The organism is Jiella sonneratiae (assembly GCF_017353515.1).
GTDB lineage: Bacteria > Pseudomonadota > Alphaproteobacteria > Rhizobiales > Rhizobiaceae > Jiella > Jiella sonneratiae.
The window spans coordinates 109,670-136,349 of sequence record NZ_JAFMPY010000003.1; the positions used below are offsets into that span (position 1 = coordinate 109,670).

The window sequence follows — 26,680 nt, forward strand, 5'->3', positions numbered from 1 at the left end:
CGCGGCGTGCGGAGGAATCGTCCCCGCCGCCGGCGGAGATCCGAGGAAACGAATGGGAGGAAACGATGAAACGCATTCGAACGCTCGCGCTCGGCATCGCCGCCAGCCTGGCGGCCGCGACGCTCGCGCCCGGCGCGGCCGGTGCCGCCGACAAGATCGGCGTCAGCTACCAGCCCTCGCTCTACTGGGCGCTGCCCTTCTACTATGCCAGCGAGAAGGGCTGGTGGAAGGACGTCGGCCTCGATCCGACCTTTTCGACCTTCCCCTCCGGCGCGCCGCAGATCGCCGCCGGCGCATCCGGCTCCTGGGATGTCGGGGGCACCGGCTCCGTCCCGGCGGTGCTCGGCGCCGTGCGCTTCAACATCATGACGGTCGGCATCACCAATGACGAGTCGAAGACCAACGCGCTGATGGTCACCGGCAAGAAGTACGACGAGATCAAGGCCGATCCGAAGAAGCTGGAAGGCCAGCGGCTGCTCCTGACCACCAATTCCACCGTCGACTATGCCGCGCGCAAGTGCCTGGAAAAGATGGGCGTAAAGCAGGACGAGGTGCAGTTCGTCAATCTCGGCCAGGCCCAGATCATCACCGCCGTCACCTCCGGCAACGGCGACGTCGCGGGCGTCTGGGCCCCCAACACCTACACGCTGCAGAGCCGCGCCGACGCGAAATATCTCTGCAGCGGCGCCGATGCCGATGCCATCGTTCCCGGTGCGCTGATCGTCACGAAGGAATTCGCCGAGGCGCATCCGGACGACGTCGCGAAGTTCCTCGCGGTCTATCTGCGGGGGTGGTCCTGGGCGAAGTCGCATGAGGACGAGGCCAAGAAGATGGCGCTCGCCTTCTACAAGCAGGGCGGGCTCGAAGCGACGCCCGAGGCGATGGACGAGGAATTCAAGCTGCGGCCGGTGTTTTCGCTCGACGAGCAGCTGAAGCTTCTCGACGCCTCGAGCGGGGAATCGAAGGTCGACACCTGGTTCTCCGACATCGGCAAGTTCATGGCGAGCGTCGGCACGCTGCCCGAGAACCCCGATCCGAAGAGCTACGTCACCGACAAGTACATGAAGATGGTCGCCGACGATCCCAAGCTCCGGGCGTTCGCCACCGAATTCAACCAGAAATAACAGAGAGCCGCGCGGGGACGGCCGATCCTACGGCCGTCCCCGGGGCGCCAACGACGAGGGCCGAGACGTGACCGTGACCTATCTGAAAAAGGCAGAAAAGACCGCAGAGACCGAGGCGGGCAACGCCCGGAAGGTCGTCGACGACATGCTCGCCGCGATCGAAAAGGGCGGCGAGGCGGCGGTGCGCGGCTACGCCGAGAAGCTCGACAAATGGACCGGCGAGATCGTCGTCGGCGAGGAGGAGATCGCCCGGCGCACCGCCCAGATCCCGCAGAGCATCAAGGACGACATCGCGTTTGCCGCCGGGCAGGTCCGCTCCTTCGCCGAGGCGCAGATGCGCTCGGTCGGGGATTTCGCCATCGAGCCGGTTCCAGGTTTGTGGCTCGGCCAGAAGCTCGTGCCGGTGAAGACCGCCGGCTGCTACGTCCCGACCGGGCGCTACGCTCACATCGCCTCCGCCTACATGTCGATCGCCACCGCCAAGGCGGCCGGCGTCAAGACCGTCATCGCCTGTTCGACGCCGTTCAAGGGCGAGGGCATCCACCCGCACGTGCTCTACGCCATGACGGTCGCCGGCGCCGACATCATCATGACGCTCGGCGGCGTCCAGGCGATCGCCTCCATGGCCTACGGCCTGTTCACCGGCAAGGCGGCCGACATCATCGTCGGGCCCGGCAACAAGTTCGTCGCCGAGGCCAAGCGCACGCTGTTCGGCAAGGTCGGCATCGACGTCTTCGCCGGCCCCTCGGAGGTGGCGGTTCTCGCCGACGACACCGCCGATCCGATGATCGTCGCCACCGATCTCGTCGGACAGATGGAACACGGGGCGGAAAGCCCGGCCTGGCTGATCACCTCCTCGCGCCGCGTCGCGGACGACGTCGCCCGGCTGATCCCGGAGCTGATCGAAAAGCTTCCGCCCACGGCGCGCGGCGCTTCCGAGGCCGCCTGGCGCGACTATGGCGAAATCGTTCTCTGCGACAGCCGCGAGGAGATGGCCGAGGTCTCCGACAGCTATGCCAGCGAGCACCTCGAAGTGCATTGCGACGATCTCGACTGGTGGCTGGAAAACCTCGTCAACTACGGCTCGCTGTTCCTCGGCGAGGAGACCAACGTCGCCTTCGGCGACAAGGTGTCCGGGCCGAACCACATCCTGCCGACCAAGTTCGCGGCGCGCTATTCCGCCGGGCTTTCAGTGCACAAGTTCCTGAAGCCGCTGACCTGGCAGAAGATGAACCGCGACGGCTGCCGCACCATCGCGCCGGTCTCGGCCCGCATCTCGCGGCTGGAGGGCATGGAAGGTCATGCCCGCACCAGCGACGTCAGGATGGAGAAATACGCGCCGGGCTCGAACGTCGACCTCGGCGCGCCGGTCAGGGACTGAGGAGATGTTCGCGGCGACCGATCTCTTCGACCTCTCCGGCCGCCGGGCTCTGGTGACCGGCGGCAACAGCGGCATCGGCCATGCGATGGCGCACGCGCTGGCGCTGGCCGGCGCTGCGGTCGTCCTGACGGCACGGCGGGCGGACGAACTGGAAAAGGCAGCGGCCACGCTCTGCGACAAGGGCTTTCAGGCCGATTTTCGGGTCGCCGATCTCGCCGATGCCGGGGCGCCGGGCCAGCTTGCGGCGTCGCTCGCCGACGCGCCGGTCGATATCCTGGTCAATGCGGCCGGCATCAATCTGCGCCAGCCCTTCGCCAAGGTCTCGGCCGAGGCCTTCGACCTCCACATGCGGGTGCATCTGCGAGCGCCGTTCCTTCTGACGCAGGCCTTCGCGCCGCAGATGGCCGAACGCCGATGGGGCCGGATCGTCAACGTCGCGTCCCTGCAGAGCACGCGGGCCTTTCCCGACTCGGCGCCCTACGGCGCGGCCAAGGGCGGCATCGTCCAGCTCACCCGCGCGATCGCCGAAGAATGGTCGCGCCACGGTGTCACCTGCAACGCCATCGCGCCGGGCTTTTTCCCGACGCCGCTGACCGCCCCGGTCTTCGGCGACGAGGAGCGGGCCGGGCGGCTCGCCGCCCAGACCGCGATCGGCCGCAACGGCCGGCTGGAGGATCTCCACGGCGCGACGATCTTCCTCGCCTCCGACGCGTCCGCCTACGTCACCGGCCAGACGCTCGCCGTCGACGGCGGCTTCACCGCGAAATAGGATCCGCCATGAAAGCCCTGGTCTATACCGGTCCGCACACGCTCGACTATCGCGACGAGCCGCAACCCGGGCCGACCGATGGCGAGGCGATCGTCAAGGTCGAGGCGGTCGGCATCTGCGGTTCGGACATGCACGCCTATCACGGCCATGATGCGCGCCGGCCGGCGCCGCTGATCCTCGGTCACGAGGCGGCGGGGACGATCGCTCATGGCCCGCGGGCGGGAATGCGCGTCACCATCAATCCGCTCGTGGTCGACCCGCTCTGTCCCTTCGCGGTCGAGGGACGGGCGCATCTGTCGCCGACCCGCCAGATCCTCTCGATGCCGCCGCGCCAGGGTGCCTTCGCGGGCTATGTGCGCGTTCCCGAGCGCAACCTCCACGTCATCGGCGACGACCTGCCGATCGAGGAGGCGGCGCTGGCCGAACCGATCGCGGTGTCCTGGCACGCGGTGCGGATCGGCGCCGAAAGGCTCGCCCGGCCGATCGCGACGGCGCGCGTCGCCGTCCTCGGCGGCGGCGCCATCGGACTTGCCGCAGCTTTGGTTGCGAGACTCTTCGCCGCCGCCGAGATCAGCGTCGGCGAGACCAATGCGCTGCGCCGCCGGACGCTGGAGGATGTCGGCGGCCTCAAGGTCTACGATCCGGGCGGTGGGGACGGTCCCGAACCCGACAGCGTCGATCTCGTCGTCGATGCGGTCGGCGCCGGGGCGACGCGCGCCGCCGCGAGCCGCATGGTCCGCCCGGGCGGCGTCATCGTGCATATCGGCCTTCTGCCCGGGTCGGACGGGCTCGACATCCGCAAGCTGACGCTTCAGGAGGTCACGCTGACCGGATCCTACTGCTACACGCCGCAGGACTTCGCCGACACGGTGGCAGCCCTCGAGCGGCGGCGCTTCGGCGCGATCGGCTGGACCGAGCGCCGGAGCCTTTCGGAAGGCGCCCGCGCCTTCGCCGACATCGACGCGGGAACCGTGCCGGCGGCGAAGATCGTCCTCTTGCCGTAGCCGCTTTCCACGGCCCCGGCGGGCGTTTTTCGCTGGACTTCCGCCGCGATAGGCGGTTTTCCGAAGAGATGACGACGAGGCGGGGCATCAGGCGAAGGTTTCGGCGCGTCCGGGCGGGTGCGGCGCTCCTCGTCGTGCTCGCCTCAGCCGCGGTGATCTGGCTGTTTGCCGAAAGCCGCGCCGAATCCGCCCGGGCCGGCGTCCGCCGGGAGGCGGCCGAGACGCTCGCCGTGCAGCGCGAGACGCTGACCGGCATCCTCGACAAGTACCGGCTGTTGCCGGCTCTCCTCGCGCGTCAGGCCGACGTGGCCGACCTCTTCGCCGCTGACCCCGGCAACGAAGCGGCCCGCCGGGCCCGGCTGAAGGCGCGCGAAGTCGCCAGCCTTTCCGGCGCCAAGGACATCGCGTTCCTGCGTCCGGACGGCACCGCGCTCGCCTCGGCGCGCGCGCTGTTCTTCGAAGCGCCGCACGAGCGCTCGGCGCTGATCGAGGCCGTCCGCCAGGGCCGTCTCGGCCGCGCCGCCATCTCGCTCGACAGCGACGAGCGGGCCTATGCCTTCGCGTCCGGCGTCAGGCGCAGCGACGCTCTCCTCGGCATCGTCGTCGTCTATGTCGGCTTCGACGTGATCGAGGCGACCTGGTCGCTCTCCACAAACCCGATCTTCGTCACCGATCCGGCGGGAACGATCTTCCTCACCAACCAGCCGGAATGGCGGCTCGCGCCGCTTTCCAGCGTGGCCGAGGGCGAGGCGCCGCAGCGCCGCTTCCGCGTCGCGGGGCAGGCGATCCCCTTCATCGATCTGGCGCGCGACCTGCCGCTGCTCGACTGGCGGCTGCATGTCCTCGCCGATGCGCGTCCGGTCGAGCAGGCGCGGCTCGCGGGCGCGATGATCGCCGCCCTCGCGGCATTGCTCGTCGCCGCGGGTGTGGCGCTCGTCCTCTCCCGGCGCGAGCGCATGGTGCTCGCACGGCGGGCCGAACGGGTCGCGGGGCTGCGGCTGGAACGCCTGGTGCGCGACCGCACGCGGGCGCTCAATGCGACCAACCGCTCGCTCTCCACCGAGATCGGCGAACGCCGCCAGGCCGAGGAGCGGCTGCGCAAGGCCCAGGCCGATCTCGTCCAGACCGCCAAGCTCGCCGCCCTCGGCCAGATGTCGGCAGCGCTCAGCCACGAGTTCAACCAGCCGCTCGCGGCGATCGGCACCTATGCCGAGAATGCCGGCCAGTTCCTCGCCCGTGGGCGCGGCGATCTGGCGGCGGAGAACCTGACCCGCATCGGCGCCATGGTCGAGCGGATGGCCGAACTCTCCCGCACGCTCCTGTCCTTCGCCCGCAAGCCGGGAACCAGCAACGTCGCGGTCTCGCTCGGGGCGGTGCTCGACGAGGCGATGATCCTCGTGCGGCCGCGGGCGCGCAAGGCGGGCATTTTGATCGAGGTCGACGAGCGGCTGCGCGGCCTCGCCGTCCTCGGCGGCCGCACGCGGCTGTCGCAGATCTTCGTCAATCTCGCCAACAACGCCATCGACGCTCTGGCCGACCGCCCGCAACCGACGCTGCGGATCGGCCTCGAAACGGCCGAAGGCGGGGTCGTCGTCCTCGTCGCCGACAACGGGCCGGGGATCGCCGCGGAGATCCGCGACAGCGTCTTCGAGCCGTTCTTTTCGACGAAGGAAGCCGGCGCGGGGATCGGCATCGGGCTCTCCATCGCCTACAGCATCGCCAGGGACTGCGGCGGCAGCCTCGAACTGCGCGACAGCCCGGCGGGCGGGTGCGTGCTGGCGGTGCGGCTGGTGGCTGCGGCCGACGCGCGCGAAGCGGCTGAATGAGGATCTGAGGTGCCGGAGACTTTCCAAGCAACGCTCGTCCACCTGATCGAGGACGATGCCGACCTGCGCCACGCCCTCGAACAGGGCCTCGTGCTCGGCGGCTTCACCGTCTCGCCGCATCGCACCACCGAGGAGGTGCTGGCGCGGATCGGGCCGGAGGCCTACGCCGTCATCGTCAGCGACATCCGCATGCCGGGGATGGACGGGCTTTCCCTGCTCAAGGCCGCGCTGTCGATCGACCCGACGATGCCGGTGATCCTCATCACCGGCCACGGCGATGTGCAGATGGCGGTGGATGCGATGCGCGCGGGCGCCTACGATTTCATCGAGAAGCCGTTCTCCGTCTCCAGGCTGAGCGCCGTCGTCGAGCGGGCGCTGGAAAAGCGCCGGCTGGTTCTCGAAAACCGCATCCTGCGCTCCACCCTCGACGGCGGCGACGAACTCGCCGGCCGGCTGGTCGGGCGCACCCCCGGAATCCAGCGCCTGCGCCAGAAGATCGAGGCGCTCGCCGACACCGACGTCGACATCCTCGTCCTCGGCGAGACCGGCACCGGCAAGGAGGTGGTCGCCCGCGCCCTGCACGACTGCGGCGGCCGGGCGAAGGGCAACTTCGTCGCGATCAACTGTGCGGCGCTGCCGGCCGACATCATCGAATCCGAGCTCTTCGGCCACGAGCCCGGCGCCTTCACCGGCGCAGCGAAGCAGCGGATCGGCAAGCTCGAACATGCGAACGGCGGCACCATCTTCCTCGACGAGATCGAATCGATGCCGCTTGACCTGCAGGCCAAGCTGCTGCGCGCCATCGAGACCCGCTCGGTCGAGCGTCTCGGCTCCAACCGGGCGATCCCGCTCGACGTGCGCTTCGTCGCCGCGACCAAGACCGATCTCGGCGAGATGGGGCGCGCCGGCCGCTTCCGCCTCGACCTCTACTACCGGCTCGCCGTGGTGGCGCTGACGATCCCGCCGCTGCGCGAGCGGCGCGAGGACGTGCCGCTGCTGTTCTTCCATCTGGCGCGCGAGGCGCGGGCGCGTTTCCGCCGCGAGATCCCGCCGGTCAGCCACGCGCTGGAAATCGCGCTGATGCGCGCCGACTGGCCCGGCAACGTGCGGGAGCTGCGCAACTATGCCGACCGCTTCGTGCTCGGCATGTGGTCCGGCTTCGAAGCCGACGATGGCGCCGGCGCATCCGACATGTCAGATGCCGGCCGACGGCAGGTGGCCCCGGTCGCCGCCGGCTCGCTGGCCGAGCGTCTCGCCGCCCATGAACGCGCGCTGATCGAGGCGGAGCTTGCGCGCAACAACGGCGCGCTGAAGCCGACCTACGAGGCGCTGCAGATCTCCCGCAAGGGGCTCTACGACAAGATCCGCCGGCTCGGCATCGAGGGCTCCGAGCGGCTCGAGGACTGACGCGCCGCCCGGCTGGCGTGGGACGGGCATCCACCCGCTGGCGGCCCCGACATATCGCCGCAGCCGCCCTTGCTGCCGCAACGCTTCGTCCTCTTTCGTGTTCGGCCACCAAAGGCGCCGACGGCGCGCGACGATCCGGGGCAGCGAAGGCGAAGGGGCGCCATGGGACGACATCTGATCTTCGGGGGCAGCGGCGGCATCGGTTCGGCCATCGCGCGCCGGCTGCACCAGGCGGGGCACGAACTCGTCCTCGCCGGCCGGAACGGCGAGGCGCTCGCCCGCCTCGGCGACGAGCTTTCCGCCGCGACGATCGTCTGCGACGTCACGGATCGAGCGGCGGTCGAGGCGGCGGGCGAGGCGCTGCCGGAGCCTCTCGACGGGTTCGTCTATGCCGTCGGTTCGATCAATCTCAAACCGTTCCGGAAGACGACGGCGGAGGACTATCTGAGCGACTTCCGGCTCAACGCCCTCGGCGCGGCGCTCGCCTTTTCCGCCGCGACGCCGGCGCTGCTCGCGGCGGAAGAGGGCGCCGCCGCGGTGTTCTTCTCGACCGTCGCCGTCGACCAGGGCTTTGCCGCCCACGCCTCGATCGCCATGGCGAAGGGGGCCGTGGTCGGGCTGACGCGCACGCTGGCGACGGAATTCGCCCCGCGGATCCGCGTCAACGCGATCGCGCCGTCGCTCGTCGACACGCCGCTCGGTCGCACCGTCGCCGGCAACGAGAAAATGGCTGACGCGATCGCCCGGATGCATGCCGTCCCGCGGCTCGGCCGGGCGGACGACATCGCGGCCATGGCCGAACTGCTCCTCACCGGGGCGGGATCCTGGATCACTGGGCAGGTCATCGGCGTCGACGGCGGCCGCTCCTCCATCCGCATCGGGCGGAGCTAGGCGCGCCATGGCGACGCTCCGCTTCGTGCTCGGCGACCAGCTCAGCCGCAATCTCTCTTCGCTCCGTGATCTTGCCGAAGGCGACGTCGTCCTGATGTGCGAGGTCGCCGACGAGACGCGCTACGTCCGTCATCACAAGCGCAAGATCGCCTTCCTCTTCGCCGCCATGCGGCACTTTGCCGAGGATCTGAGGGCGCGGGACGTCACCGTCGACTACGTCGCCCTCGACGATGCCGCAAACACCGGCTGCTTCACCGGCGAACTCGAACGCGCCGTGGCGCGCCACCGGCCGGATGGCGTCGTCGTGACGGAGCCCGGCGAATGGCGGGTGCGGCAGATGATGGAGGACTGGCGCGAGGAACTGGACGTCTCGGTCGACATCCGGCCGGACGATCGTTTTCTCTGCAGCCACGAGCGCTTCCGCGCCTTTGCTCATGGTCTGAAGCAGCTGCGGATGGAGTTCTTCTATCGCGAGATGCGCAAGGAGACCGGCTATCTCATGGAGGGCGACGAGCCCGCCGGGGGCCGCTGGAATTTCGACCATTCCAACCGCGAGCCGCTCGCGGCGGACGTCGCCCCGCCGGAGCGGCCGACCTATGGCGTGGACGAGACGACGCGAGAGGTTCTGGATCTCGTCGCCGCCCGCTTCGGCAACCATTTCGGCGGTCTCGACGATTTCGACTATCCGGTCACCCGGCGCCAGGCGCTGCACTCCCTCGCCTGGTTCGTCGAAACGGCGCTGCCGGATTTCGGCACCTATCAGGATGCCATGCGGGAGGGCGAGCCGCTGCTCTTCCACTCGCACGTCTCGGCGCTGATCAATTGCGGCCTGATCGACCCGCGCGAGGCCTGCGAGCGGGCGGAAGCCGCCTGGCGGGACGGCAGCGCGCCGATCAACGCCGTCGAGGGCTTCATCCGCCAGATCATCGGCTGGCGGGAGTTCGTCCGCGGCGTCTACTGGCGCGAGATGCCGGACTATGCCGCGTCCAACAAGCTCCTCGCCCGCCGGAAGCTGCCCGACTTCTTCTGGACCGGGGAGACCGATCTCAACTGCCTGGGGGCGTGCTTCCGCGAGGTGCGGGACAGCGCCTACAACCACCACATCCAGCGGCTGATGGTGATCGGCAATTTCTGCCTCCTCTGCGGCTTCGATCCAAAAGAGGTGCAGGAGTGGTATCTCGTCGTCTATCACGATGCCTATGAGTGGGTGGAGATGCCGAACGTCGTCGGCATGATCCTCTATGCCGACGGCGGGCTGTTCGCCTCCAAGCCCTATGCCGCCTCGGCGAACTATATCGACAAAATGTCCGACTATTGCGGGTCCTGCCGCTATTCGCCGAAGCTGAAGACCGGCGAGGGCGCCTGCCCGTTCAACCTGCTCTACTGGGATTTCGTCGCCCGCAACGCCGAGCGGCTGCAGGGCAACCCCCGCATGGCCCGCACCTATGCGACGCTCGGGCGGATGGATGCGAAGAAGGTGGCGACGATCCGGCGCGAGGCGGAAGGCTTCCTCGACGGCCTCGTCTCGACGGGTGAATACTGATCATCAACGAGGCATGCCGATTTGTTGTGCAAATGCAACGGCGCGCGCGAAAGACGGGCGAGGGCGGTGGCACCGCACGGCTTCGGGTTTCCCTCGCTCTGAAACTGGCCGAATGTCGCAGGGTCGCTTAACGTCTCGTTAACGAAGGCGGCGCAGCATCGTCTGATCGCTCCACTGATCGGACACCCGTGTCCGTCAAGTTGGATGCGGATGATCCAGCGTCGGCCGCTCGCCGGCCGCCGCTTTTCGAAGAGGTGTGCCGATGACTGCCAGATCTGTCGACGCGTCGTTCCGTCGGATGCTTCAGGGATACAGCCTCACCTCGGCCGAGGTGCTGTATCGCATGCCGGATCATCCGACGTTGCTCCAGACCTTCTTCTGGCAGTTCGAGGACATGGCGCCGGACTATCCGCGTCTAAAGCGGTTTCTCGACCATTGGGAGCGGGAGATCGAGGCGATCATCCATTCCGTCCGCGTCATGCATCAGGGGCTGATCACGCCGAAGGAAATCCGCCTCGTGAAGGACGGCGGCCATCTGCACTGACGATCCGGCCTCGGCCGCGCCGTCAGATCAGCCGCAGCCCCTTGAGGCTGGCATGGCCGTTCTTGCCGATGATGATGTGGTCGTGGACGGCGACGCCGAGCGGCCGCGCGGTCTCGACGATCGTCTTCGTCATGTCGATGTCGGCGCGCGAGGGTGTCGGGTCGCCGGAGGGATGGTTGTGGACGAGGATGATCGCGGTGGCGTTCAGTTCCAGCGCGCGGCGCATGACCTCGCGCGGATAGACCGGCGTGTGGTCGACCGTTCCGGTGCCCTGCACCTCGTCGGCGATGAGGGCGTTCTTCTTGTCGAGAAACAGGATGCGGAACTGCTCGCGCCCTTCGTGGGCCATCGCCGCCTTGCAGTAGTCGAGCACCGCGGCCCATGAAGAAAGCACTTCGCGCTGCCGCACCGCCGAGCGCATGCCGCGCCGGTTGACCGCCGCGACGACGGCGATGTCGAGGGCGACGGCGTCCTTGACGCCCGGAACCTCGGTGAGGCGCCGCGTCGGCGCGCCGAGCACCTCGGCGAGCGAGCCGAAATGCGCGATAAGCGCTTTCGCGATCGGCTTGACGTCCTTGCGCGGGATCGAACGGAAGAGGATCAGTTCGAGCAGCTCGTAGTCGGCGAGCGCGTCGTCCCCCGCCGCGGCGAAACGCGCCCGCAGCCGGTCGCGATGGCCGTCGTGATGGCGCGCGGCCCGGTCTTCGCCGGTGCCCGCGGCCTTGCGCTGGGGCTGCGGCGACCTGGATATGCGCTCCTCGAGCCCCGGCCAGACGTCGTCCGCTCCGGTGAGGTCTCCGCGATCGCCGGACGAAGCCATCGCCGCGCCTATTCGGCCGCGGCCGGTTCGCGCGTGAAGGCGATCCCCGGCGTGTCGAGCCCTGCCGGAGAGTGGGTGAACACCTCGTAGCCGTCCTCGGTGACACCCAGCGTGTGTTCGTACTGGGCGGAGAGCGTCCGGTCGCGGGTGACGGCCGTCCAGCCGTCGTTGAGGATCTTCACGTGCGGCCGCCCGAGATTGATCATCGGCTCGACGGTGAAGATCATGCCGGGCTTCAGTTCGGGGCCTTCGCCGCGGCGGCCGTAATGCAGGACGTTCGGCGCGTCGTGGAAGAGCTTGCCGACACCGTGGCCGCAGAAGTCCCGCACCACCGAGCAACGCTCGGCCTCGGCGTAGCTCTGGATCGCCTCGCCGATGTCGCCGACATGGCCGCCCGGCTTCACCGCCTCGATGCCGAGGAGCAGCGAGCGGTAGGTCACCTCGCAGAGCCGCTCGGCCGCCCGCTTGATCCGCCCGACCGGATACATGCGCGAGGAATCCCCGTGCCAGCCGTCGACGATCAGCGTGACGTCGACATTGACGATGTCGCCTTCCTTCAGCGGCTTCTCGTTGGGAATACCGTGGCAGACCACGTGATTGATCGAGGTGCAGACGCTCTTCATGTAGCCGCGGTAGTTCAGCGTCGCGGGGACGGCGCCGTTCGACAGGGCGAAGTCGTAGACGAAGTCGTCGAGCGCCTGCGTCGTCGCGCCGGGCACCACCAGTTCCGCCAGGCCGTCGAGGCAGCGCGCCGTCAGCTGGCAGGCCTGGCGCATGCCGGCGAAGGCCTCCGGCCCGTAGAGCCGGATGGCGCCGGTGTTGCGGATCGGATTCGCCTCGGCCTCGAGATAGGTGGTCATGGTCGCTCGACGATCGGGAGGGTGCGGTTGGGGATGATCCCGTCAAGGGTGATGTCGCACCGAACGGCGAAGGCTTCAACCCCTCGGCGCCGTGCCGCGGCGAAGCCCGCCGCATAGGCGGGGTCGAGATCGGCGGCGAAGGCGAGCCGGTCGCAGTCCGCCCGCTGCACGACGTAGAGCATCACCGCGCGGCTGCCCGCCGCGACCTCGGCGGCGAGATCGTCGAGGTGGCGGGCGCCGCGCGTCGTCACGCAGTCGGGAAACTCGGCGAGGCCCGCTTCGCGCCTCAGATGGACGTTCTTCACCTCGACGAAGACCGCGCGTCCGTCCGGCTGCCGGTAGAGGAGGTCGACCCGCGAGGCGGCGGCATAGCGCACCTCGCGCCGGGCCGGCCCGAGGCCGGAGAGTTCCTGGACGAGGCCCGCGGCGATCGCCTCCTCGGCGATCCGGTTGGGAAGGCCGGTGTTGATGCCGACGAGCGTTCCGTCCGCCTCGACGATCTCCAGCGTCAGCGGCAGCTTGCGCTTGAGGTTGGGCGAGCGCGACAGGAAGACCCGCGCGCCTGGCGCCTTCAGCCCCATCATGGCGCCAGGATTGGGGCAGTGGACGGTGACCGGGGCACCCTCGCCGTCGATCGCGACGTCGGCGAGGAAGCGCTTGTAGCGCTCGATCAGGCGGCCGGGGATCAGCGGGGCGGGGAACTGCATCGCCGGCGGGTAGCTCCTCGCCCCCGCCGGGTCAACGTCGCCGCGGTCCCGACTCTACCAGGCGAGTTCCACATGCGGCCGCCCGTCCGACGTCTTCTCGCGGCTGCGCCCGGTGTCGTCGACGACGCAGTTCACCCGGTGCCGGAAGGCCGAGAAGCTGTCGAAGGTGACGACGTCGACCGGCTCGTCGAACCTCAGCGTCAGGCGGATGCGGGTCGGGTCGGCCTCGAAGGCGCTCGCCGCGATCACCTCGCCGGTGAAGCGCTGGCCGAGATAGCAGCCTGCGACCCGCGACCCGAGGGTGTAGGGCGACAGGCGCGGCCGGTTGCCGAGCCGGGCGTGCAGCGTGTTCCAGTCGCGGAACCCGTGCTGATGGGCGACGAGCTCCAGCGCCCGGCAATGCGAGACCGGCTGTCCGGCCGCCTCGAGCGAGGCCCGCAGCCGCCTTGCCTGATCCTTCAGAACGGGCAGCGAGGGCAGGGGAATAGTGGGAGATTGCATGTCGGAAGCTCCTTCCGGCATCGCATGGCGGCCAAATCTGGCGGGTGTCCGCATTGCCGCCGGCCGGCGATGCCCGATCGAAGGCTTCGACGGTTGCGTCTCGGGGAGGACTTCACCACGGCGATCAGCCAGCGGACGGCGGGCGCCTCGAGCCCTGGAGACGCCTATAGCCGTCCTCGCGACCGGCGGCAATCCGGGCGATGCCGATCCGCCCGGAGCAATCGCCCGAAGCCCGGGCCGGCAGGGCGATCGCCCTGATCGCGGACGGACGCTCGCTCCTTCGGGCCGGTCGCTTCCAGCGCCGGGGCGCATGGCGGCGCGCTCCGGCCGTCAGGACGGCATCCGCACATACCGCCCCGGCGCGTCCTCGATCGGCGTCAGCCGGCCGCCGCCCGGCTCGCGCGGCTCGATCCTGTCGCCGAGATGCGGCGTCAGCCATTCCAGCCAGTGGCCCCACCAGGAGCCCGGCGTTTCCCTCGCCGCCAAGAGCCAGTCCTCGAAGCCGCCGGTGTCCTTCGGCGCCGGGCCGGTCCAGTACTGGTACTTGTTCTTCGCCGGCGGGTTGACGACGCCGGCGATGTGGCCGGAGCCGGTGAGCACGAAATCGACCTTCGAGCCGAAGGCGAGGCAGCCGCGATAGACCGACCGCGCGGGGGCGATGTGGTCTTCCTTGGTGGCGAGGTTGTAGATCGGCATCGTCACCTTGGAGAGGTCGAGCCTGACGCCGCCGATCTCCATCTTGCCGCGCGAGAGCCGGTTCTCGTGATAGCAGTTGCGCAGGTAGAAGAGGTGGTTCGCCTTCGGCATCCGCGTCGAATCGGCGTTCCAGTAGAGAAGGTCGAAGGGCAGCGGCTCCTTGCCGCGCAGGTAGTTGTTGACGAAATAGGGCCAGATCAGATCGCCGGAGCGCAGAAGGTTGAAGGCCGTCGCCATCTGCGAGCCTTCCAGATAGCCCCGCTCCATCGAGCGCTCGAGCGCCTTCAGCTGGGTCTCGTCGACGAAGACCTTGAGGTCGCCGGCATGGGTGAAGTCGATCTGGGTGGTGAGGAAGGTCGTCGTCTTGATCCGCTCGTCGCCCTTCGCCTTCAGATAGGCGAGCGAGGCGCCGAGCAGCGTGCCGCCGACGCAATAGCCGACGGCGTTGACCTGCGCTTCGCCGGTCGCCTTCTCCGCCGTGTCGAGGCCGAAGCGGATTCCCTCCTCGATATATTCCTGCCAGCCCTTCTCGGCCTGGCGCTCGTCCGGATTGACCCAGGAGACGACGAACACCGTCAGCCCCTGCTTCACCGCCCAGCCGATGAACGACTTCTCCGGATTGAGATCGAGGATGTAGAACTTGTTGATCCAGGGCGGCACGATGAGCAGCGGGCGGCGGAACACCGTCTCGGTCTGCGGCGCATACTGGATGATCTGGCAGAGATCGTTCTCCGCGACGACCTTGCCGGGCGTCACCGCCATGTCGCGGCCGACCTGGTACTTGCTGTAGTCCGACTGCCGCAGCCTCAGCGTTCCGCGGCCGGCGACCATATCCTCGGCGAACATCTTCATGCCCTTGACGAGGTTCTCGCCGTTCGAGGCGATGGTCTCGCGGTACAGCTCCGGATTGGTCATCACGAAGTTCGAGGGGGCGAGCGCGTTGGAGATCTGGCGGACGTAGAAGGCGGCCTTGTGCCGTGTATGCGGATCGAGCCCCTCCGCCCGCTCGACGAGCTCGTCGGCCCAGCGGCTGGTCAACAGATAGGTCTGCTTGACGAAGTCGAAGAACAGATTCTCGTTCCAGTCGGCCCCGGCGAAGCGCTTGTCGCCCTTGGCCGCGTCGACCGGATGGTCGGGCGCCTCGCCGGCGAGCCGGCGGATGGAATTGCTCCAGATGTTCAGGTAGCTGGCGAAGAGGTTGGTCTGGGCCTCCATCGCCCGCGCCGGATCGGTCATCCAATATTCGGAAACCTTGGAGAGCGTCTGCACCACCTCGGCCATGGAAATCGGCCCGCCGTCGACGACCTCCCCCTTTTCCCGGGGTGCGACCCAGGCGGCGGCGGCTTTGCCGATCTGCTCCAGCATGCGCGCCATGTTCCGGCTGAAGGCCTCGGGATCCTTCACCACGAAGTCCTCGGTATGCATGGCGAGCGGATCCGTCTCGGGCCTGGTGGCTTTGCTGGCCATCGGTCTTGCGTCCTCCCTGTTCCCCGGCCGGTGCGGCGACGGTCTCGGCGTGTCGCGTCCGGCGATCGGATGCGTCTCGATTCCTAGCGCCAATCTTGCAACGGCGACATGAAACGGACGCTGGCTTCTTTGTGTTTGCCTTGTCCGTAGGATATGACACAGGCGTCGCGGATTTGAAGCGGTCTGCACGCCTGTCGGTGGTTGCTTCGGATGGACTGTTGGGAATGGCCGGTGGGATCGCCCCTCGCATGTTGACGGCATTGGCCATGACGGCGGCGCTCGCCGGCTGCCAGGCGGCCTACGAGGAGGCGATGACGCCGCAGACCGTCGCCTACCATCCCGTCGCCCCGGACGGCCGCTCCGGCCAGCGCCTCGGCCCCGACGGCTATCCGATGCTCGGCGCCTATCCCGACGCCGCCGCGCCCCAGGTCGACGATGCCACGGTCGCGGCGCAGCGACGGCGGGCCGCAGCGCTCGCCGGTAAGCGCGGGGGCGCCGCCTCGACCCGCGGCTACGACGCGGAGATCGCCCGGCTGAAGCGGCTGAAGCGGCGTCAGGCCGAGGAAGTCGACGCCGCGCTCGCCCGCAAGCCCGAATCGGCTGCCGTGAAGGTCGGGTCCGGCCAGGCCCCGAGCCGCACGCCCGAAGAGGTGCTGCGGCAGATCCAGACCGGCCAGTAGACGCCGCGCCGGCCGGACGGCCGTGGTTCAGTGGCGGTGGGCGCCGAAGCGAGATCTTGTTCCGGCATCCGGCCGGAGACCATTCCCGGCATGGTGCCGGAGGACGAGAGCGATGGAAGAATTTCACAAAGTCCGGCGTCTGCCGCCTTACGTCTTCGAGGAAGTCAACCGGCTGAAGGCCGCCGCCCGGGCCCGCGGCGCCGACATCATCGACCTCGGCATGGGCAATCCGGATCTGCCCACGCCGCAGTTCGTCGTCGACAAGATGTGCGAGGTCATCCAGGACTCGCGCACGCACCGCTACTCGGCCTCGAAGGGTATCGCCGGGCTGCGCCGCGCCCAGGCGGGCTATTACGAGCGCCGCTTCGGCGTGAAGCTCGACCCGGCCAGGCAGGTGGTGGCGACGCTCGGCTCGAAGGAGGGCTTCGCCAACATGGCCCAGGCGATCACCGCGCCGGGCGACGTGGTGCTGTGCCCCAACCCGACCTATCCGATCCACGCCTTCGGCTTCCTGATGGCGGGCGGCACCATCCGGGCGATTCCCGCCAAGCCGGATCGCGACTTCTTCGCCGCCATCGACCGGGCGGTGCGCCATTCGATCCCCAAGCCGATCGCGATCATCCTGAACTACCCGTCCAATCCGACGGCCTACGTCGCCGATCTCGCCTTCTACAAGGAGATCGTCGATTTCGCCCGCAGGAACGAGATCATCGTCCTTTCCGACCTCGCCTATGCCGAGATCTATTTCGACGACGTGCCGCCGCCGTCGATCCTTCAGGTCGAGGGGGCGATGGACGTCGCTGTCGAGTTCACCTCGATGTCGAAGACCTTCTCCATGCCGGGCTGGCGGATCGGCTTCGCCGTCGGCAACGAGCGCCTGCTCGGGGCGCTGGCGCGGGTGAAGTCCTATCTCGACTACGGCGCCTTCACGCCGATCCAGGTGGCCGCGACCGCCGCGCTGAACGGCGGCGACGCGGCGATCGAAGAGGTCCGCACGATCTACCGCAAGCGCCGCGACGTCCTCGTCGAATCCTTCGGCCGTGCCGGCTGGCAGGTGCCGCCGCCGGCATCGACCATGTTCGCCTGGGCGCCGATCCCGCCGGCCTATCGCCATCTCGGCTCGCTGGAATTCTCCAAGCTCCTGATCGAGGAGGCCCAGGTCGCGGTCGCCCCCGGCATCGGCTTCGGCGAGCACGGCGACGACCACGTGCGCATCGCGCTGGTCGAGAACGAGCACCGCATCCGGCAGGCGGCCCGCAATCTGCGCCGCTTCCTTGCGTCCGGCGGCGAAGCGGGGCAGAACGTCGTCTCGCTTCGCGCCCGGTCCTGAGCCGCGCGGCTGACGGGCGAGCGAGGGCGGCCTTGACGGGGCGGCGCCTTGCCGCCCGGCGTTCCTTCCATCCGTGACGACGCCGGGGATCGGCCCTGCCGCCCGGGCGTCCTGCCAGAAACGAGTTTGGCATGAAAAGCGAATTGCGGCTCGGCATTGCCGGGCTCGGCACCGTCGGCGCGAACGTCGCGCAGCTGATCGAGCGGAAATCGGACCTCCTGGCGGAGCGGGTCGGCCGGACGATCCGGGTGACCGCGATCTCGGCGCGCGACCGCGATCGCCGCCGCGGCTTCGACACCGACGGCATGGCCTGGTTCGACGATCCGCTGACGTTGGCACGGGAAGCGGCGATCGACGCCTTCGTCGAACTCATCGGCGGCTCCGAGGGGGTGGTGCACGAGGCGGTGAAGGCCGCCCTCGAGCGCGGCATACCGGTGGTCACGGCCAACAAGGCGCTGCTTGCCCATCACGGCGTCGAACTCGCAAAGCTCGCCGCGGCCAACGGCACGGAGATCCTCTTCGAGGCCGCCGTCGCCGGCGGCATCCCGGCGATCAAGACCATGCGCGAAGCGCTCTCGGCCAACGAGGTGAACCGCGTCTACGGAATTCTCAACGGCACCTGCAACTACATACTGACCCGTATGGAGAAGGAGGGCATCGGCTTCGACGCCTGCCTGAAGGACGCCCAGGCGCTCGGTTACGCCGAGGCCGATCCGACCTTCGACATCGGCGGCTACGACGCCGCCCACAAGCTGGCGATCCTGACCTCGCTCGCCTTCGGCACCGAGATCTCGCTGGAGAGCATCTTCGTCGAGGGGATCTCCCGGATCACCATCGCCGACATCCTCGCCGCGAGCGAGCTCGGCTACCGGATCAAGCTCCTCGCGGTCGCGCTGCGCACCGACAGCGGCATCGAGCAGCGCGTCCATCCGGCGATGATCCCGGCGCGCTCGGCACTCGCCCAGATCGACGGCGTCACCAATGCGGTGGCGATCGATTCCGACCTTCTCGGCTCGATCCTCCTTGCCGGACCCGGTGCGGGCGGCGCGGCGACCTCCTCGGCGGTGCTTTCCGACATCATGGACGTCGCCGGCGGCTTCGTGCCGCCGACGCTCGGCGTGCCGCCGGCGCGGCTGCAGCCCTATCAGCGCGCCCGCATGCGGGCCCACGAGGGCGGCTACTACATCCGCCTCGCCGTCTACGACCGCGTCGGCGCCTTCGCCTCGATCGCCAACCGGATGGCCGAGAACGGGATTTCTCTGGAGTCGATCGTCCAGCGCAAGGCCGATCTGAAGACCGGCGAAGGGACGGCCCCGGTGATCCTCGTCACCCACGAGACCACCGAGGCGGCGATTCGCGCCGCTCTCGAAGCGCTTTCGAAGGATGGCCACCTTTCCGGCGAGCCCCAGATGATTCGCATCGAGGATCTCGACTGAATTCGTCGGAAGGGCCCGCCGGGCATCGGCCGGCGGGAAAGGCGGGATCTGCGGCTCGGGGCCCGGTCGCTTTGCCTGGATGCGTCCGCGAGCTGCCGGGAGCTTGACCGGCACCTGTCGCAGCGTCGGCGGTCCGTGGCGAGCGGAACCGCCGACCGCCCGGGAGCGACATCGGCCCGACACGCAAGCGGGTCATATCGACGCCCGGCAACGGCTTTCGTCGTGGCGGCGAAAAGCCTCTATGGTCTATGATTCACGCGGCGGGAATTTCGACCGGTGGCCCGGTTGAGACACGCGGTGCCCTTCCAACGAGCGTTCTGGCCGAATGTCTCGCCACGACGGGGGCTGGAAATCGCGTCTCGGGGAATCGCGGCGGGGCGGTAGCAACGGATGGACGAGATGGCGGCGAAGATCGGCGAGAATTTGAACCGGGTCCTGTCCCTCGAACTCGCGCGCGTCACCGAGCAGGCGGCGATCGCCGCGGCGCGGCTGCGCGGCCGGGGCGACGAGAAGGCCGCCGACCAGGCCGCGGTCGACGCCATGCGCCAGGCGCTGAACCAGATCGACATCGACGGCACCGTGGTGATCGGCGAGGGCGAGCGGGACGACGCGCCGATGCTCTATATCGGCGAAAAGGTGGGCCGCGGCGGCATTGCCGTCGACATCGCGCTCGATCCGCTGGAGGGCACGACCGTCTGCGCCAAGAACCTGCCGAACTCGCTGGCGGTGGTCGCCATGGCGGAGCGCGGCAGCCTCTTGAACGCCCCAGACGTCTATATGGAGAAGATCGCCATCGGGCCCGGCTATCCGACCGGCGTCGTCGACCTGACCAAATCGCCGGAGGCAAATCTCGCGGCGCTCGCCGAGGCGAAGGGTGTCCGCATTGCCGATCTCACCGCCTGCATCCTCGACCGGCCGCGGCACGCGCAGCTGATCGCGGCGGTTCGCGAAGCCGGCGCGGCGATCCGGCTGATCGGCGACGGCGACGTGGCCGGCGTCATCCAGACGACCGACCCGGAGGAGACCGGCATCGACATCTATATGGGCATCGGCGGCGCGCCGGAGGGGGTGCTCGCCGCCGCGGCGCTGCGCTGCACCGGCGGCCAGATGCAGGCCCGGCTGCAGCTCAACACCATCGAGAAGCGCGCCCGGGCCGAACGCATGGGCGTCGGCGATCCCGAGAAGATCTACAGCGCCGAGGAGATGGCCGCGGGCAACGTCATCTTCGCCGCGACCGGCGTCACCGACGGCAACCTGCTCGACGGCGTCAGGTTCTACCGGGACCGCGTCACCACCCACACGGTCCTGATGCGCTCCTTCTCCCGCACCATCCGCGAGGTGCGCGCCCACCATCACGTCGCCGACCTCGGCAGGGCGGGCCCGTCCGTCTGACCTCTTGCCCCGCGCCCGACCGGGCCCGGCATTTTGAAGTGGCGGACGGGGCCGGAAGCGGTTCACGCAGACCACCGACTCTGCGATAACGGCGCTTTGCAACGCCTTCGAGGAACCGCTTCGTACAGTCATGCTCGGCCGAGACAGGATGCCGGCAACCGGCAGCAACCACTTTCTGGGGGTCGAACGCTCCGCCACCGGGCGCCGCTGGAAGAGCGCGCTCGACGCCCGCGGCGAGGGCGAGGCGCTCGCCATGGCCCAGAAGCTCGGAATTCCCGACGTCGTCGCCCGCGTCATGGCCGCGCGCGGCGTCGAGACGGCGACGGCTGCACGGTTCCTCGCGCCGAAGCTGCGCGACGAGATGCCGGACCCGTCGGTCCTCACCGACATGGACGCGGCCGCGGCGCGCCTCGCCGACGCCGTCGCAAGGCGGGAGCGCGTCGCGATCTTCGGCGACTACGACGTCGACGGTGCGGCGTCGTCGGCGCTCATCTGGCGCTTCCTCGCCCATTACGGTCTCGATCCGGCGATCAGGATCCCCGACCGCATCACCGAGGGCTACGGCCCGAACCGTCCGGCGATCGACGAAATCGCCGATGCCGGGGCGACGTTGCTCGTTTCCGTCGATTGCGGCACGTCGAGCTGCGAGGTCTTCGCCCACGCGAGGCAGCGCGGCCTCGACGTCGTGGTTCTCGACCACCATCAGGCCGCCGCCGACCTGCCGTCGGTGACGGCGCTGGTCAATCCCAACCGCCAGGACGATCTGTCGGGGCTCGGCCATCTCGCCGCTGCCGGCGTCGTCTTCATGACGCTCGTCGCCACCCGGCGGCTGCTGAGGCAGCGGCGGGTCGTCACCGAGCCGCCGATCGACCTCATGCGGCTTGTCGATCTCGTCGCGCTGGCAACGGTCTGCGACGTGGTGCCGCTCAAGGGCCTCAACCGCGCCTTCGTCGTGCAGGGTCTCGCGGTGATGCGCCGGCACGACAATGTCGGGCTGAAGGCGCTCTGCCGCGTCGCGCGGCTCTCCGGCCCGGTCCGCTCCGGCCATCTCGGCTTCCTGATCGGCCCGCGCATCAATGCCGGCGGCCGGATCGGCGATGCCGCCCTCGGCAGCCGGCTTCTCTGTCTGCTCGACCAGGTCGAGGCGGAGGCGATCGCCGAGCGGCTCGACGTCCTCAACGGCGAGCGCCAGGCGATGGAGGCGCGGATGCTCGCCGAGGCGGATGCGGAGGTGGCGGCCGAGATCGGCGCGGGCGAGGGACCGCCGGTCCTCGTCGCCGCCTCGAACGACTGGCATCCCGGCATCGTCGGCCTGATCGCCGCACGCCTCAAGGAACGCTACCGCCGCCCGGCCTTCGCCGTCGCCTTCGGCGCCGACGGCAAAGGCAGCGGCTCCGGCCGGTCGGTGGCCGGCGTCGATCTCGGGCGGCTGGTGCGCAAGGCCGTGGACTGCGGCATCGTCGAGAAGGGCGGCGGCCATGCCATGGCGGCGGGCCTCACCGTGCGGCGCGAGCGGCTGGGCGATCTCCGCCACTTTCTCGAGGCCGAGGCGCTGGCCGACGTCGCGGCGGCCTCGCGTGCCGACGCGCTTAGGATCGACGCGGCGGTGAGCGCGGCGGGCGTGACCGTGCCGCTCTATGAAATGCTGGAAAAAGCGGGGCCGTTCGGTGCCGGGCACGAGCCGCCGCTGCTCGCCGTCGCGCGGCACAGGGTGGTCGATGCGCGGATCGTCGGCAACGGCCATGTCGCGGTGCGGCTAAAGGGGGAGGAAGGGGCCACGATGCGGGCCATCGCCTTCAAGGCGGCCGGAAGCGATCTGGGCGAAATCCTCCAGTCCAGTCAAGGCAGGGCATTGCATCTGGCTGGTAGCCTCTCCGCCGACTTCTTTCGGGGAGAGCAGGAGGTCAGTTTCCGGATTCTGGATGCGGCCGTCGCAGGCTACGCGTGACGTCGCGAGGGCCGGCGTCGGCGGATGCGAGAGCCGTCGAAGCCCGTCCTGCTTCGCGACTGACGTCCGTTCGTCCTGCGCCGTCGTCGTGCCGAATCCGGCGCGCGGCGACGGTCGAAGACCCTATTCGGCGGTCTCCATGTCGGGATTGAGCGAAGCCAGCAGGGCGTCGAGTGCCCGGCGGGTCTCCGGCGAGAGAGCCTTGAGGTTCTTCAGCATGCGCAGGTCGGCCTTCGACAGGGTCGGATAGGCTTCGAAGGTCGGCATTTCCTCGAAGAACCAGGTGACCTCGCGACCCAGAGTATCGGCGATCTCGCGCAGGCGACCCGCGGATATCCGGTTCAGGCCCTTTTCGTATTTCTGGACCTGCTGGAAGGTGATTCCCAGCGCTTCGGCCAGTTTTTCCTGAGACATGCCCGTCTCCAGGCGCGCAAGCCTGATGCGGGCGGCGATCTGCCGATCGATATCGGATGCTGCTTTTGAATTACGCATAATTAGACTATCTTACTGACGGTTTGGTGCCTGCTGCTGGACCAGGATCTTGACAGCCAAAGTCACTGCAGCGGCAGCTTCTGGACGGGAATGCTCTAACTCAGGAATTGCATAATTCAAAGTGTGTAGCAGGGCATTTCGGTTAACGCGCTCCGGCGCCATCGCCCGCTCCGGTATGACGAAACGGTTATCGCACTCGCAGATCGCAAGCTCGATGGCCCGCGCCGCCGCGAGCGAAAGCCCACGGACTGCAGAAAGGCTCGATATCAGGAAGTGTGCAGCCTCTTGGGCTTGCGACGAACGCATGATGTCCTCGGAAATCATCCCTGCTTCCTCCCAGAGTTAATGCCCTTGCCGCCGTGTCGAGGTGAATCGGTCGAATCGGCCGTGCGCGAATATGTCGCACCCCATCCGGGGTGCATTTCCACCCTCGCGTCGGGTCGCGTCGGATGCGGCATGTCCGAATCAACCGTCAGCACCGGACCGTCGAGGCCGAACTGCGCGCGGCTGATCGCGACGGTCTCGGCAGTCGCGTGGGCGAAGATTACCGCCAGCGGCGCGCCGTCGTAAATTCGCGGCACGTTCAGCGGGCGGACCTGCCACCCGGTCTCGAGCAGCCGGGTCACCAGCTTCGGGTGGGTCTGGACGATGACGCCGCGCAGGCCGAGCGCGACGAAGGCTTCGGCGACGCCGGCGAAGACCAGGAAGTTGGCGCTGACGCCCTCGGGGTTGGTGACGCCCGGTTCGGCGACGCAGCGGGTCCATTCGAGGATGTCGTCGCCGCGCGGCCAGGGCGCGCCGTCCATCAGCTCGGGATAGACGTCGGAGAGGAGATGCGGCCGGTCGGTCCGCAGCAGGCGGGTGTAGCCCGTCACCTTGCCGTCGAGGACGAGCGGCAGGTGGACGGCACCGTCGGTGTCGAACTGGTCGATCTCCCGCCCGTCGGGCTTGGTGAGCGCGCGCCAGCCGAAGCGGTCGACGAAATGTCGGTGCCGGAAGGACCAGACGTCCTCCATGACGTCGGCAAAGCGCGGCATGTTGGCGGTGGTGATCATTCTCATCATGGGCCGTCTCCTTCCAGCTCTCTGCGCTTGTGCGCCGGGGGAAGACGGATGCAAATTCAGGGATTTCCCGGTATTGACGTGGCGGCAGGAGGCCGGATGATCGGGCTCGGCGGGCGTGTGTCCGGCGCGTCCTTTCGGCGGGGTGCCGGGCTCCGTTCGGGCGACGCCTGGGGCACGCCGCGATCCCCGTGACACCGCGATGCGGCGCCGCGGTCCGGCCGGATCAGCCGGAGACGGCGGGGGCGAGCTGCAGGACGAGCGGGAGCGCGCCGGGCGCTAGGCGGCGGCCCCCGGGCCGGAACCGTCACATGAGGAGGGGCAAGTCCGGCGGCACCCGGCGGCAAGGCCAAGTGCAGCGGCGCCCGGCAGGCGCCGTTCCGCGTCCTGGGCGGCGCGAGCCGTGATGCTCGAAGGGTAGGCGGCGATGCCGGCCGGCGGCGGCCGTCACGCGATGCGGCGCTGGCGAAAGCTCTCGGCGACGAGCTGCGCCCGGTTCATGGCGCCGACCTTCTGGCTGGCATTGCGCAGGTAGCTCTCGATCGTCTTTTCGGACAGGCCGGTGATCCGCCCGATCTCCCAGTTGGTCTTCCCCTCGGCACACCACAGGACGCACTCGCGCTCGCGCGCCGAGAACGGGGCGCGGTCCGCCTCGTCGTCGCGGCGCCGGGAGGCGAGACGCCTGATCTGGCTGTGGGCGTAGATCGCGATCATGTGGAGGGCGCCGCGTTCGCGGCCGGAGAGTTCGATGCGATCGCCGCCGAAGGTGACGACCGCCGAAAGGCCGCCGAGCGTGTAGATCGGCACGGTCAGTCCCTGCCGCATGCCGAAAGCGGTGGCCTCGTCCATCACCTTTCGCGCGTCGGCGGAGATCTTGCGGCCGCTGCAGGCCTCCTCCCAGGTAAAGGGCGCGTCGGTCCGGGTGGTATGGGCGATCACCGGATCGAAATGGACGTAGTCGTTTCGTACGTAACGGTCGAACCATTCCGGCTGCCAGCCGGACAGCAGGAAATACGGCTCGACCGACTCGTTCGGTCGCGGAAGACCGGAAATGCCGTAGCTCGTGAACCCGAAGGGGCGAACCGTCTTGAACAGCTCCGTAGCGATCGCATCCTGATCTTCCAGATGCTGGATGCAGTCGACAAACCTGAACATCTCGTCGGTGGCGTATTGTCCCATGGCGGCCTGCAGAGTTGAGACGTGTGCATCGAACTCAACAATGAATCCGCTATTGCGTCAACGTCTAATAGAATTGACTGCGATGCTGTTGGTGCGGCCGCGCGATGTTCGGCCGCCGCCGAGGCGCTCTGGTGCAACCGTCAGGGTTGAGGGACGCTTTTCTCGTCCGATTGAGTTGCGACGGACCGCGCGGCGGGCGACGAACTCGCGGCGTCGGCCGCGATGGGAATCAGCCCGGCGTCGTTCTTTGCGTCGGCGAAGAAGACTTCGCATGACTTTGCGTAAGTTCTGGTCGCCGCTGGACGCGTTACATGCGGCGGCGGCTCTCCGGCAGGTCGTCCGTCAGGCGGGTGCGGATCGACTTCGGGTTGCGGACGGCGCCGCCGGAAGGCGTCAGAGCGCCGAAAGGAGGTCGGCTGTCGGCCAGCCGTCGGCGGGGAGCCCGAGCCGCTGCTGCTCCTTGCGCACCGCCCCCCGCGTGTTCTCGCCGACGACGCCGTCGACGCCCCCGACGTCGTAGCCGCGCGCCACGAGCTTCTGCTGCAGGGCCTTGGTCTGGTCGACCGAGAGGCCGGGGGCGGGGTTCCCCATGTCCACCGGCGGGGCGCCGGCGAGGCGCGTCGCGAAATAGGCGGCGGTCAGGGAATAGACCAGCGACTTGTTCCAGGCGAGATAGATCTCGAAGTTCGGGAAGGCGAGGAAGGCCGGCCCGTCGCGTCCCATCGGCAGGAGCAGCGCCGCCGACAGCGCGTCGTTCTCCAGCGGCGAGCCGTCCGCCTTGGTGACGCCGAGCGAGGCGAAGCTCGAACGCGGCTCCTTGTTGACCAGCGCGGCGCGGTCCCACGGGAAGTCCTTCGGCACGCGCACCGCTTCGAGCCACGGCTCGCCCCGGCGCCAGCCGAGGGAGGCGATGTACTTGCCGGTGGTCATCAGGACGTCGGGGGTGTCCTTGCGCAGGTCGACGCGGCCGTTGTTGTCCTCGTCGGTGCCGAAGGTCACGTATTCCTCCGGCAGGAGCTGCGTCTGGCCGATCTCGCCGGCCCAGGCGCCCCGCATCTCGCTCGGCTTCAGATAGCCTTTGTCGACGATCTCGATCGCCGCCATCAGATGCGGGCGGAACAGTTCAGGCCGGCGGCAGTCATGGGCGAGCGTCGCCAGCGCGGGCAGGGTCTCGAAATCGCCGAGGACGGCGCCGTAATCCGTCTCGAGGCCCCAGAAGCTGGCGATCACCGGGCCGGGAACGCCGGTCTGCGCTTCGACGTCCTCGAACACTTCGTCGTATTTCTGAAGGTTCTGGCGGCCGTATTTCAGCCGGTAGCCGCTGACCATGCGGGTGGCGAACTGCCGCCAGTCCTGGGCGAAGACCCCCTGGGCGCGGTCGCGGGAAATGACCTTCGGTTCGAAGCGCATGTCGGCCACCGCGGTGTCGACCGCGTTCTGGGAAAGCCCCTTGGCCAGCGCCTCCTGCCGGACGCCGTCGAGAAAGGCCTGAAAGTCGCCGCCGCACTGCTGGGCCCTGGCGGTGGCCGTTCCGGCGGCAAGGAGCGCGAGGAGCGCGGCGAGGCGCGGGACTAGGGTCATCGGGCGGAAACTCCGGACAGGCGATCGAATCGGCGGGCGGT

At 68.8% G+C, this 26,680-nt stretch carries 24 protein-coding genes; 14 read left to right on the top strand and 10 right to left on the bottom strand.

The genetic code is table 11. The annotated features are described in order from the left end of the window. Positions 1-65 precede the first annotated feature (65 nt). From J1C47_RS02805 to J1C47_RS02845, 9 genes are all read left to right on the top strand, one after another. A complete protein-coding gene (locus tag J1C47_RS02805) occupies positions 66-1,124 on the top strand; it encodes an ABC transporter substrate-binding protein (RefSeq protein ID WP_207349204.1) in 1,059 nt (352 codons plus the stop codon). Positions 1,125-1,191: 67 nt separating this feature from the next. Next, positions 1,192-2,505, top strand: coding sequence for a histidinol dehydrogenase (gene hisD / locus J1C47_RS02810; RefSeq protein WP_207349205.1), 1,314 nt, complete (start codon positions 1,192-1,194; stop codon positions 2,503-2,505). Between the two features lie 4 nt (positions 2,506-2,509). After that, positions 2,510-3,274, top strand: a complete 765-nt coding sequence (locus J1C47_RS02815; RefSeq protein ID WP_207349206.1) for an SDR family NAD(P)-dependent oxidoreductase — start codon at positions 2,510-2,512, stop codon at positions 3,272-3,274. A gap of 8 nt (positions 3,275-3,282) precedes the next feature. Continuing rightward, a complete protein-coding gene (locus J1C47_RS02820) occupies positions 3,283-4,278 on the top strand; it encodes an alcohol dehydrogenase catalytic domain-containing protein (protein WP_207349207.1) in 996 nt (331 codons plus the stop codon). Positions 4,279-4,346: 68 nt separating this feature from the next. Further along, positions 4,347-6,104, top strand: coding sequence for a sensor histidine kinase (locus tag J1C47_RS02825; protein ID WP_207349208.1), 1,758 nt, complete (start codon positions 4,347-4,349; stop codon positions 6,102-6,104). 9 nt (positions 6,105-6,113) lie between these two features. Then, on the top strand, positions 6,114-7,511 hold the full coding sequence (locus J1C47_RS02830; protein ID WP_207349209.1) for a sigma 54-interacting transcriptional regulator: 1,398 nt from the start codon (positions 6,114-6,116) through the stop codon (positions 7,509-7,511). Positions 7,512-7,673: 162 nt separating this feature from the next. Continuing rightward, positions 7,674-8,402, top strand: coding sequence for an SDR family NAD(P)-dependent oxidoreductase (locus J1C47_RS02835; protein WP_207349210.1), 729 nt, complete (start codon positions 7,674-7,676; stop codon positions 8,400-8,402). A gap of 7 nt (positions 8,403-8,409) precedes the next feature. Then, on the top strand, positions 8,410-9,945 hold the full coding sequence (locus J1C47_RS02840) for a cryptochrome/photolyase family protein (protein ID WP_207349211.1): 1,536 nt from the start codon (positions 8,410-8,412) through the stop codon (positions 9,943-9,945). A 262-nt stretch (positions 9,946-10,207) separates the two neighbouring features. Beyond that, complete coding sequence (locus J1C47_RS02845; RefSeq protein ID WP_207349212.1) at positions 10,208-10,489, top strand: usg protein; 282 nt, start codon at positions 10,208-10,210, stop codon at positions 10,487-10,489. 22 nt (positions 10,490-10,511) lie between these two features. Here J1C47_RS02845 and radC read toward each other — a convergent pair whose 3' ends face one another. The 5 genes from radC to phaC form a co-directional block, all read right to left on the bottom strand. Further along, positions 10,512-11,309, bottom strand: coding sequence for a RadC family protein (gene radC / locus J1C47_RS02850; RefSeq protein ID WP_207349213.1), 798 nt, complete (start codon positions 11,307-11,309; stop codon positions 10,512-10,514). An 8-nt stretch (positions 11,310-11,317) separates the two neighbouring features. Further along, positions 11,318-12,169 carry a type I methionyl aminopeptidase gene (gene map / locus J1C47_RS02855; RefSeq protein ID WP_207349214.1) on the bottom strand — a complete coding sequence of 284 codons (852 nt, stop codon included), beginning with the start codon at positions 12,167-12,169 and terminating at the stop codon, positions 11,318-11,320. After that, on the bottom strand, positions 12,166-12,876 hold the full coding sequence (sfsA, locus tag J1C47_RS02860) for a DNA/RNA nuclease SfsA (RefSeq protein ID WP_207349215.1): 711 nt from the start codon (positions 12,874-12,876) through the stop codon (positions 12,166-12,168). Before sfsA ends, map begins: the two co-directional genes overlap by 4 nt. Before the next feature lie 54 nt (positions 12,877-12,930). Then, positions 12,931-13,377, bottom strand: coding sequence for a glyoxalase superfamily protein (locus J1C47_RS02865; protein WP_207349216.1), 447 nt, complete (start codon positions 13,375-13,377; stop codon positions 12,931-12,933). 330 nt (positions 13,378-13,707) lie between these two features. Then, positions 13,708-15,540, bottom strand: a complete 1,833-nt coding sequence (gene phaC, locus J1C47_RS02870; protein ID WP_207349217.1) for a class I poly(R)-hydroxyalkanoic acid synthase — start codon at positions 15,538-15,540, stop codon at positions 13,708-13,710. Positions 15,541-15,788: 248 nt separating this feature from the next. Here phaC and J1C47_RS02875 point away from each other — a divergent pair, with 248 nt between their 5' ends. The 5 genes from J1C47_RS02875 to recJ all read left to right on the top strand — a co-directional run bounded on the left by J1C47_RS02875 (position 15,789) and on the right by recJ (position 22,326). Further along, the gene (locus J1C47_RS02875) at positions 15,789-16,220 is read left to right on the top strand and encodes a hypothetical protein (RefSeq protein WP_207349218.1); all 432 of its coding nucleotides are present in this window, start codon (positions 15,789-15,791) and stop codon (positions 16,218-16,220) included. A 112-nt stretch (positions 16,221-16,332) separates the two neighbouring features. Continuing rightward, on the top strand, positions 16,333-17,550 hold the full coding sequence (locus tag J1C47_RS02880) for an LL-diaminopimelate aminotransferase (protein WP_207349219.1): 1,218 nt from the start codon (positions 16,333-16,335) through the stop codon (positions 17,548-17,550). Positions 17,551-17,681: 131 nt separating this feature from the next. Next, positions 17,682-18,986 carry a homoserine dehydrogenase gene (locus J1C47_RS02885; RefSeq protein ID WP_207349220.1) on the top strand — a complete coding sequence of 435 codons (1,305 nt, stop codon included), beginning with the start codon at positions 17,682-17,684 and terminating at the stop codon, positions 18,984-18,986. Positions 18,987-19,385: 399 nt separating this feature from the next. After that, on the top strand, positions 19,386-20,378 hold the full coding sequence (glpX, locus tag J1C47_RS02890; RefSeq protein WP_207349221.1) for a class II fructose-bisphosphatase: 993 nt from the start codon (positions 19,386-19,388) through the stop codon (positions 20,376-20,378). A 148-nt stretch (positions 20,379-20,526) separates the two neighbouring features. After that, positions 20,527-22,326 (top strand): single-stranded-DNA-specific exonuclease RecJ, encoded by a 1,800-nt coding sequence (gene recJ, locus J1C47_RS02895; protein WP_207349222.1) that lies wholly within the window; start codon positions 20,527-20,529, stop codon positions 22,324-22,326. Positions 22,327-22,449: 123 nt separating this feature from the next. Here recJ and J1C47_RS02900 read toward each other — a convergent pair whose 3' ends face one another. The 5 genes from J1C47_RS02900 to J1C47_RS02920 all read right to left on the bottom strand — a co-directional run bounded on the left by J1C47_RS02900 (position 22,450) and on the right by J1C47_RS02920 (position 26,639). After that, the gene (locus tag J1C47_RS02900) at positions 22,450-22,740 is read right to left on the bottom strand and encodes a helix-turn-helix domain-containing protein (protein WP_245396323.1); all 291 of its coding nucleotides are present in this window, start codon (positions 22,738-22,740) and stop codon (positions 22,450-22,452) included. 90 nt (positions 22,741-22,830) lie between these two features. Continuing rightward, positions 22,831-23,142, bottom strand: a complete 312-nt coding sequence (locus J1C47_RS02905; protein ID WP_207349224.1) for a hypothetical protein — start codon at positions 23,140-23,142, stop codon at positions 22,831-22,833. Continuing rightward, positions 23,139-23,882, bottom strand: coding sequence for an acyl-homoserine-lactone synthase (locus J1C47_RS02910; protein WP_207349225.1), 744 nt, complete (start codon positions 23,880-23,882; stop codon positions 23,139-23,141). The genes J1C47_RS02905 and J1C47_RS02910 overlap by 4 nt, the downstream gene beginning before the upstream one ends. A gap of 444 nt (positions 23,883-24,326) precedes the next feature. After that, positions 24,327-25,058 (bottom strand): helix-turn-helix transcriptional regulator, encoded by a 732-nt coding sequence (locus J1C47_RS02915; RefSeq protein WP_207349226.1) that lies wholly within the window; start codon positions 25,056-25,058, stop codon positions 24,327-24,329. A 393-nt stretch (positions 25,059-25,451) separates the two neighbouring features. After that, on the bottom strand, positions 25,452-26,639 hold the full coding sequence (locus J1C47_RS02920) for a lytic murein transglycosylase (protein ID WP_207349227.1): 1,188 nt from the start codon (positions 26,637-26,639) through the stop codon (positions 25,452-25,454). Between the last annotated feature and the right edge of the window lie 41 nt (positions 26,640-26,680).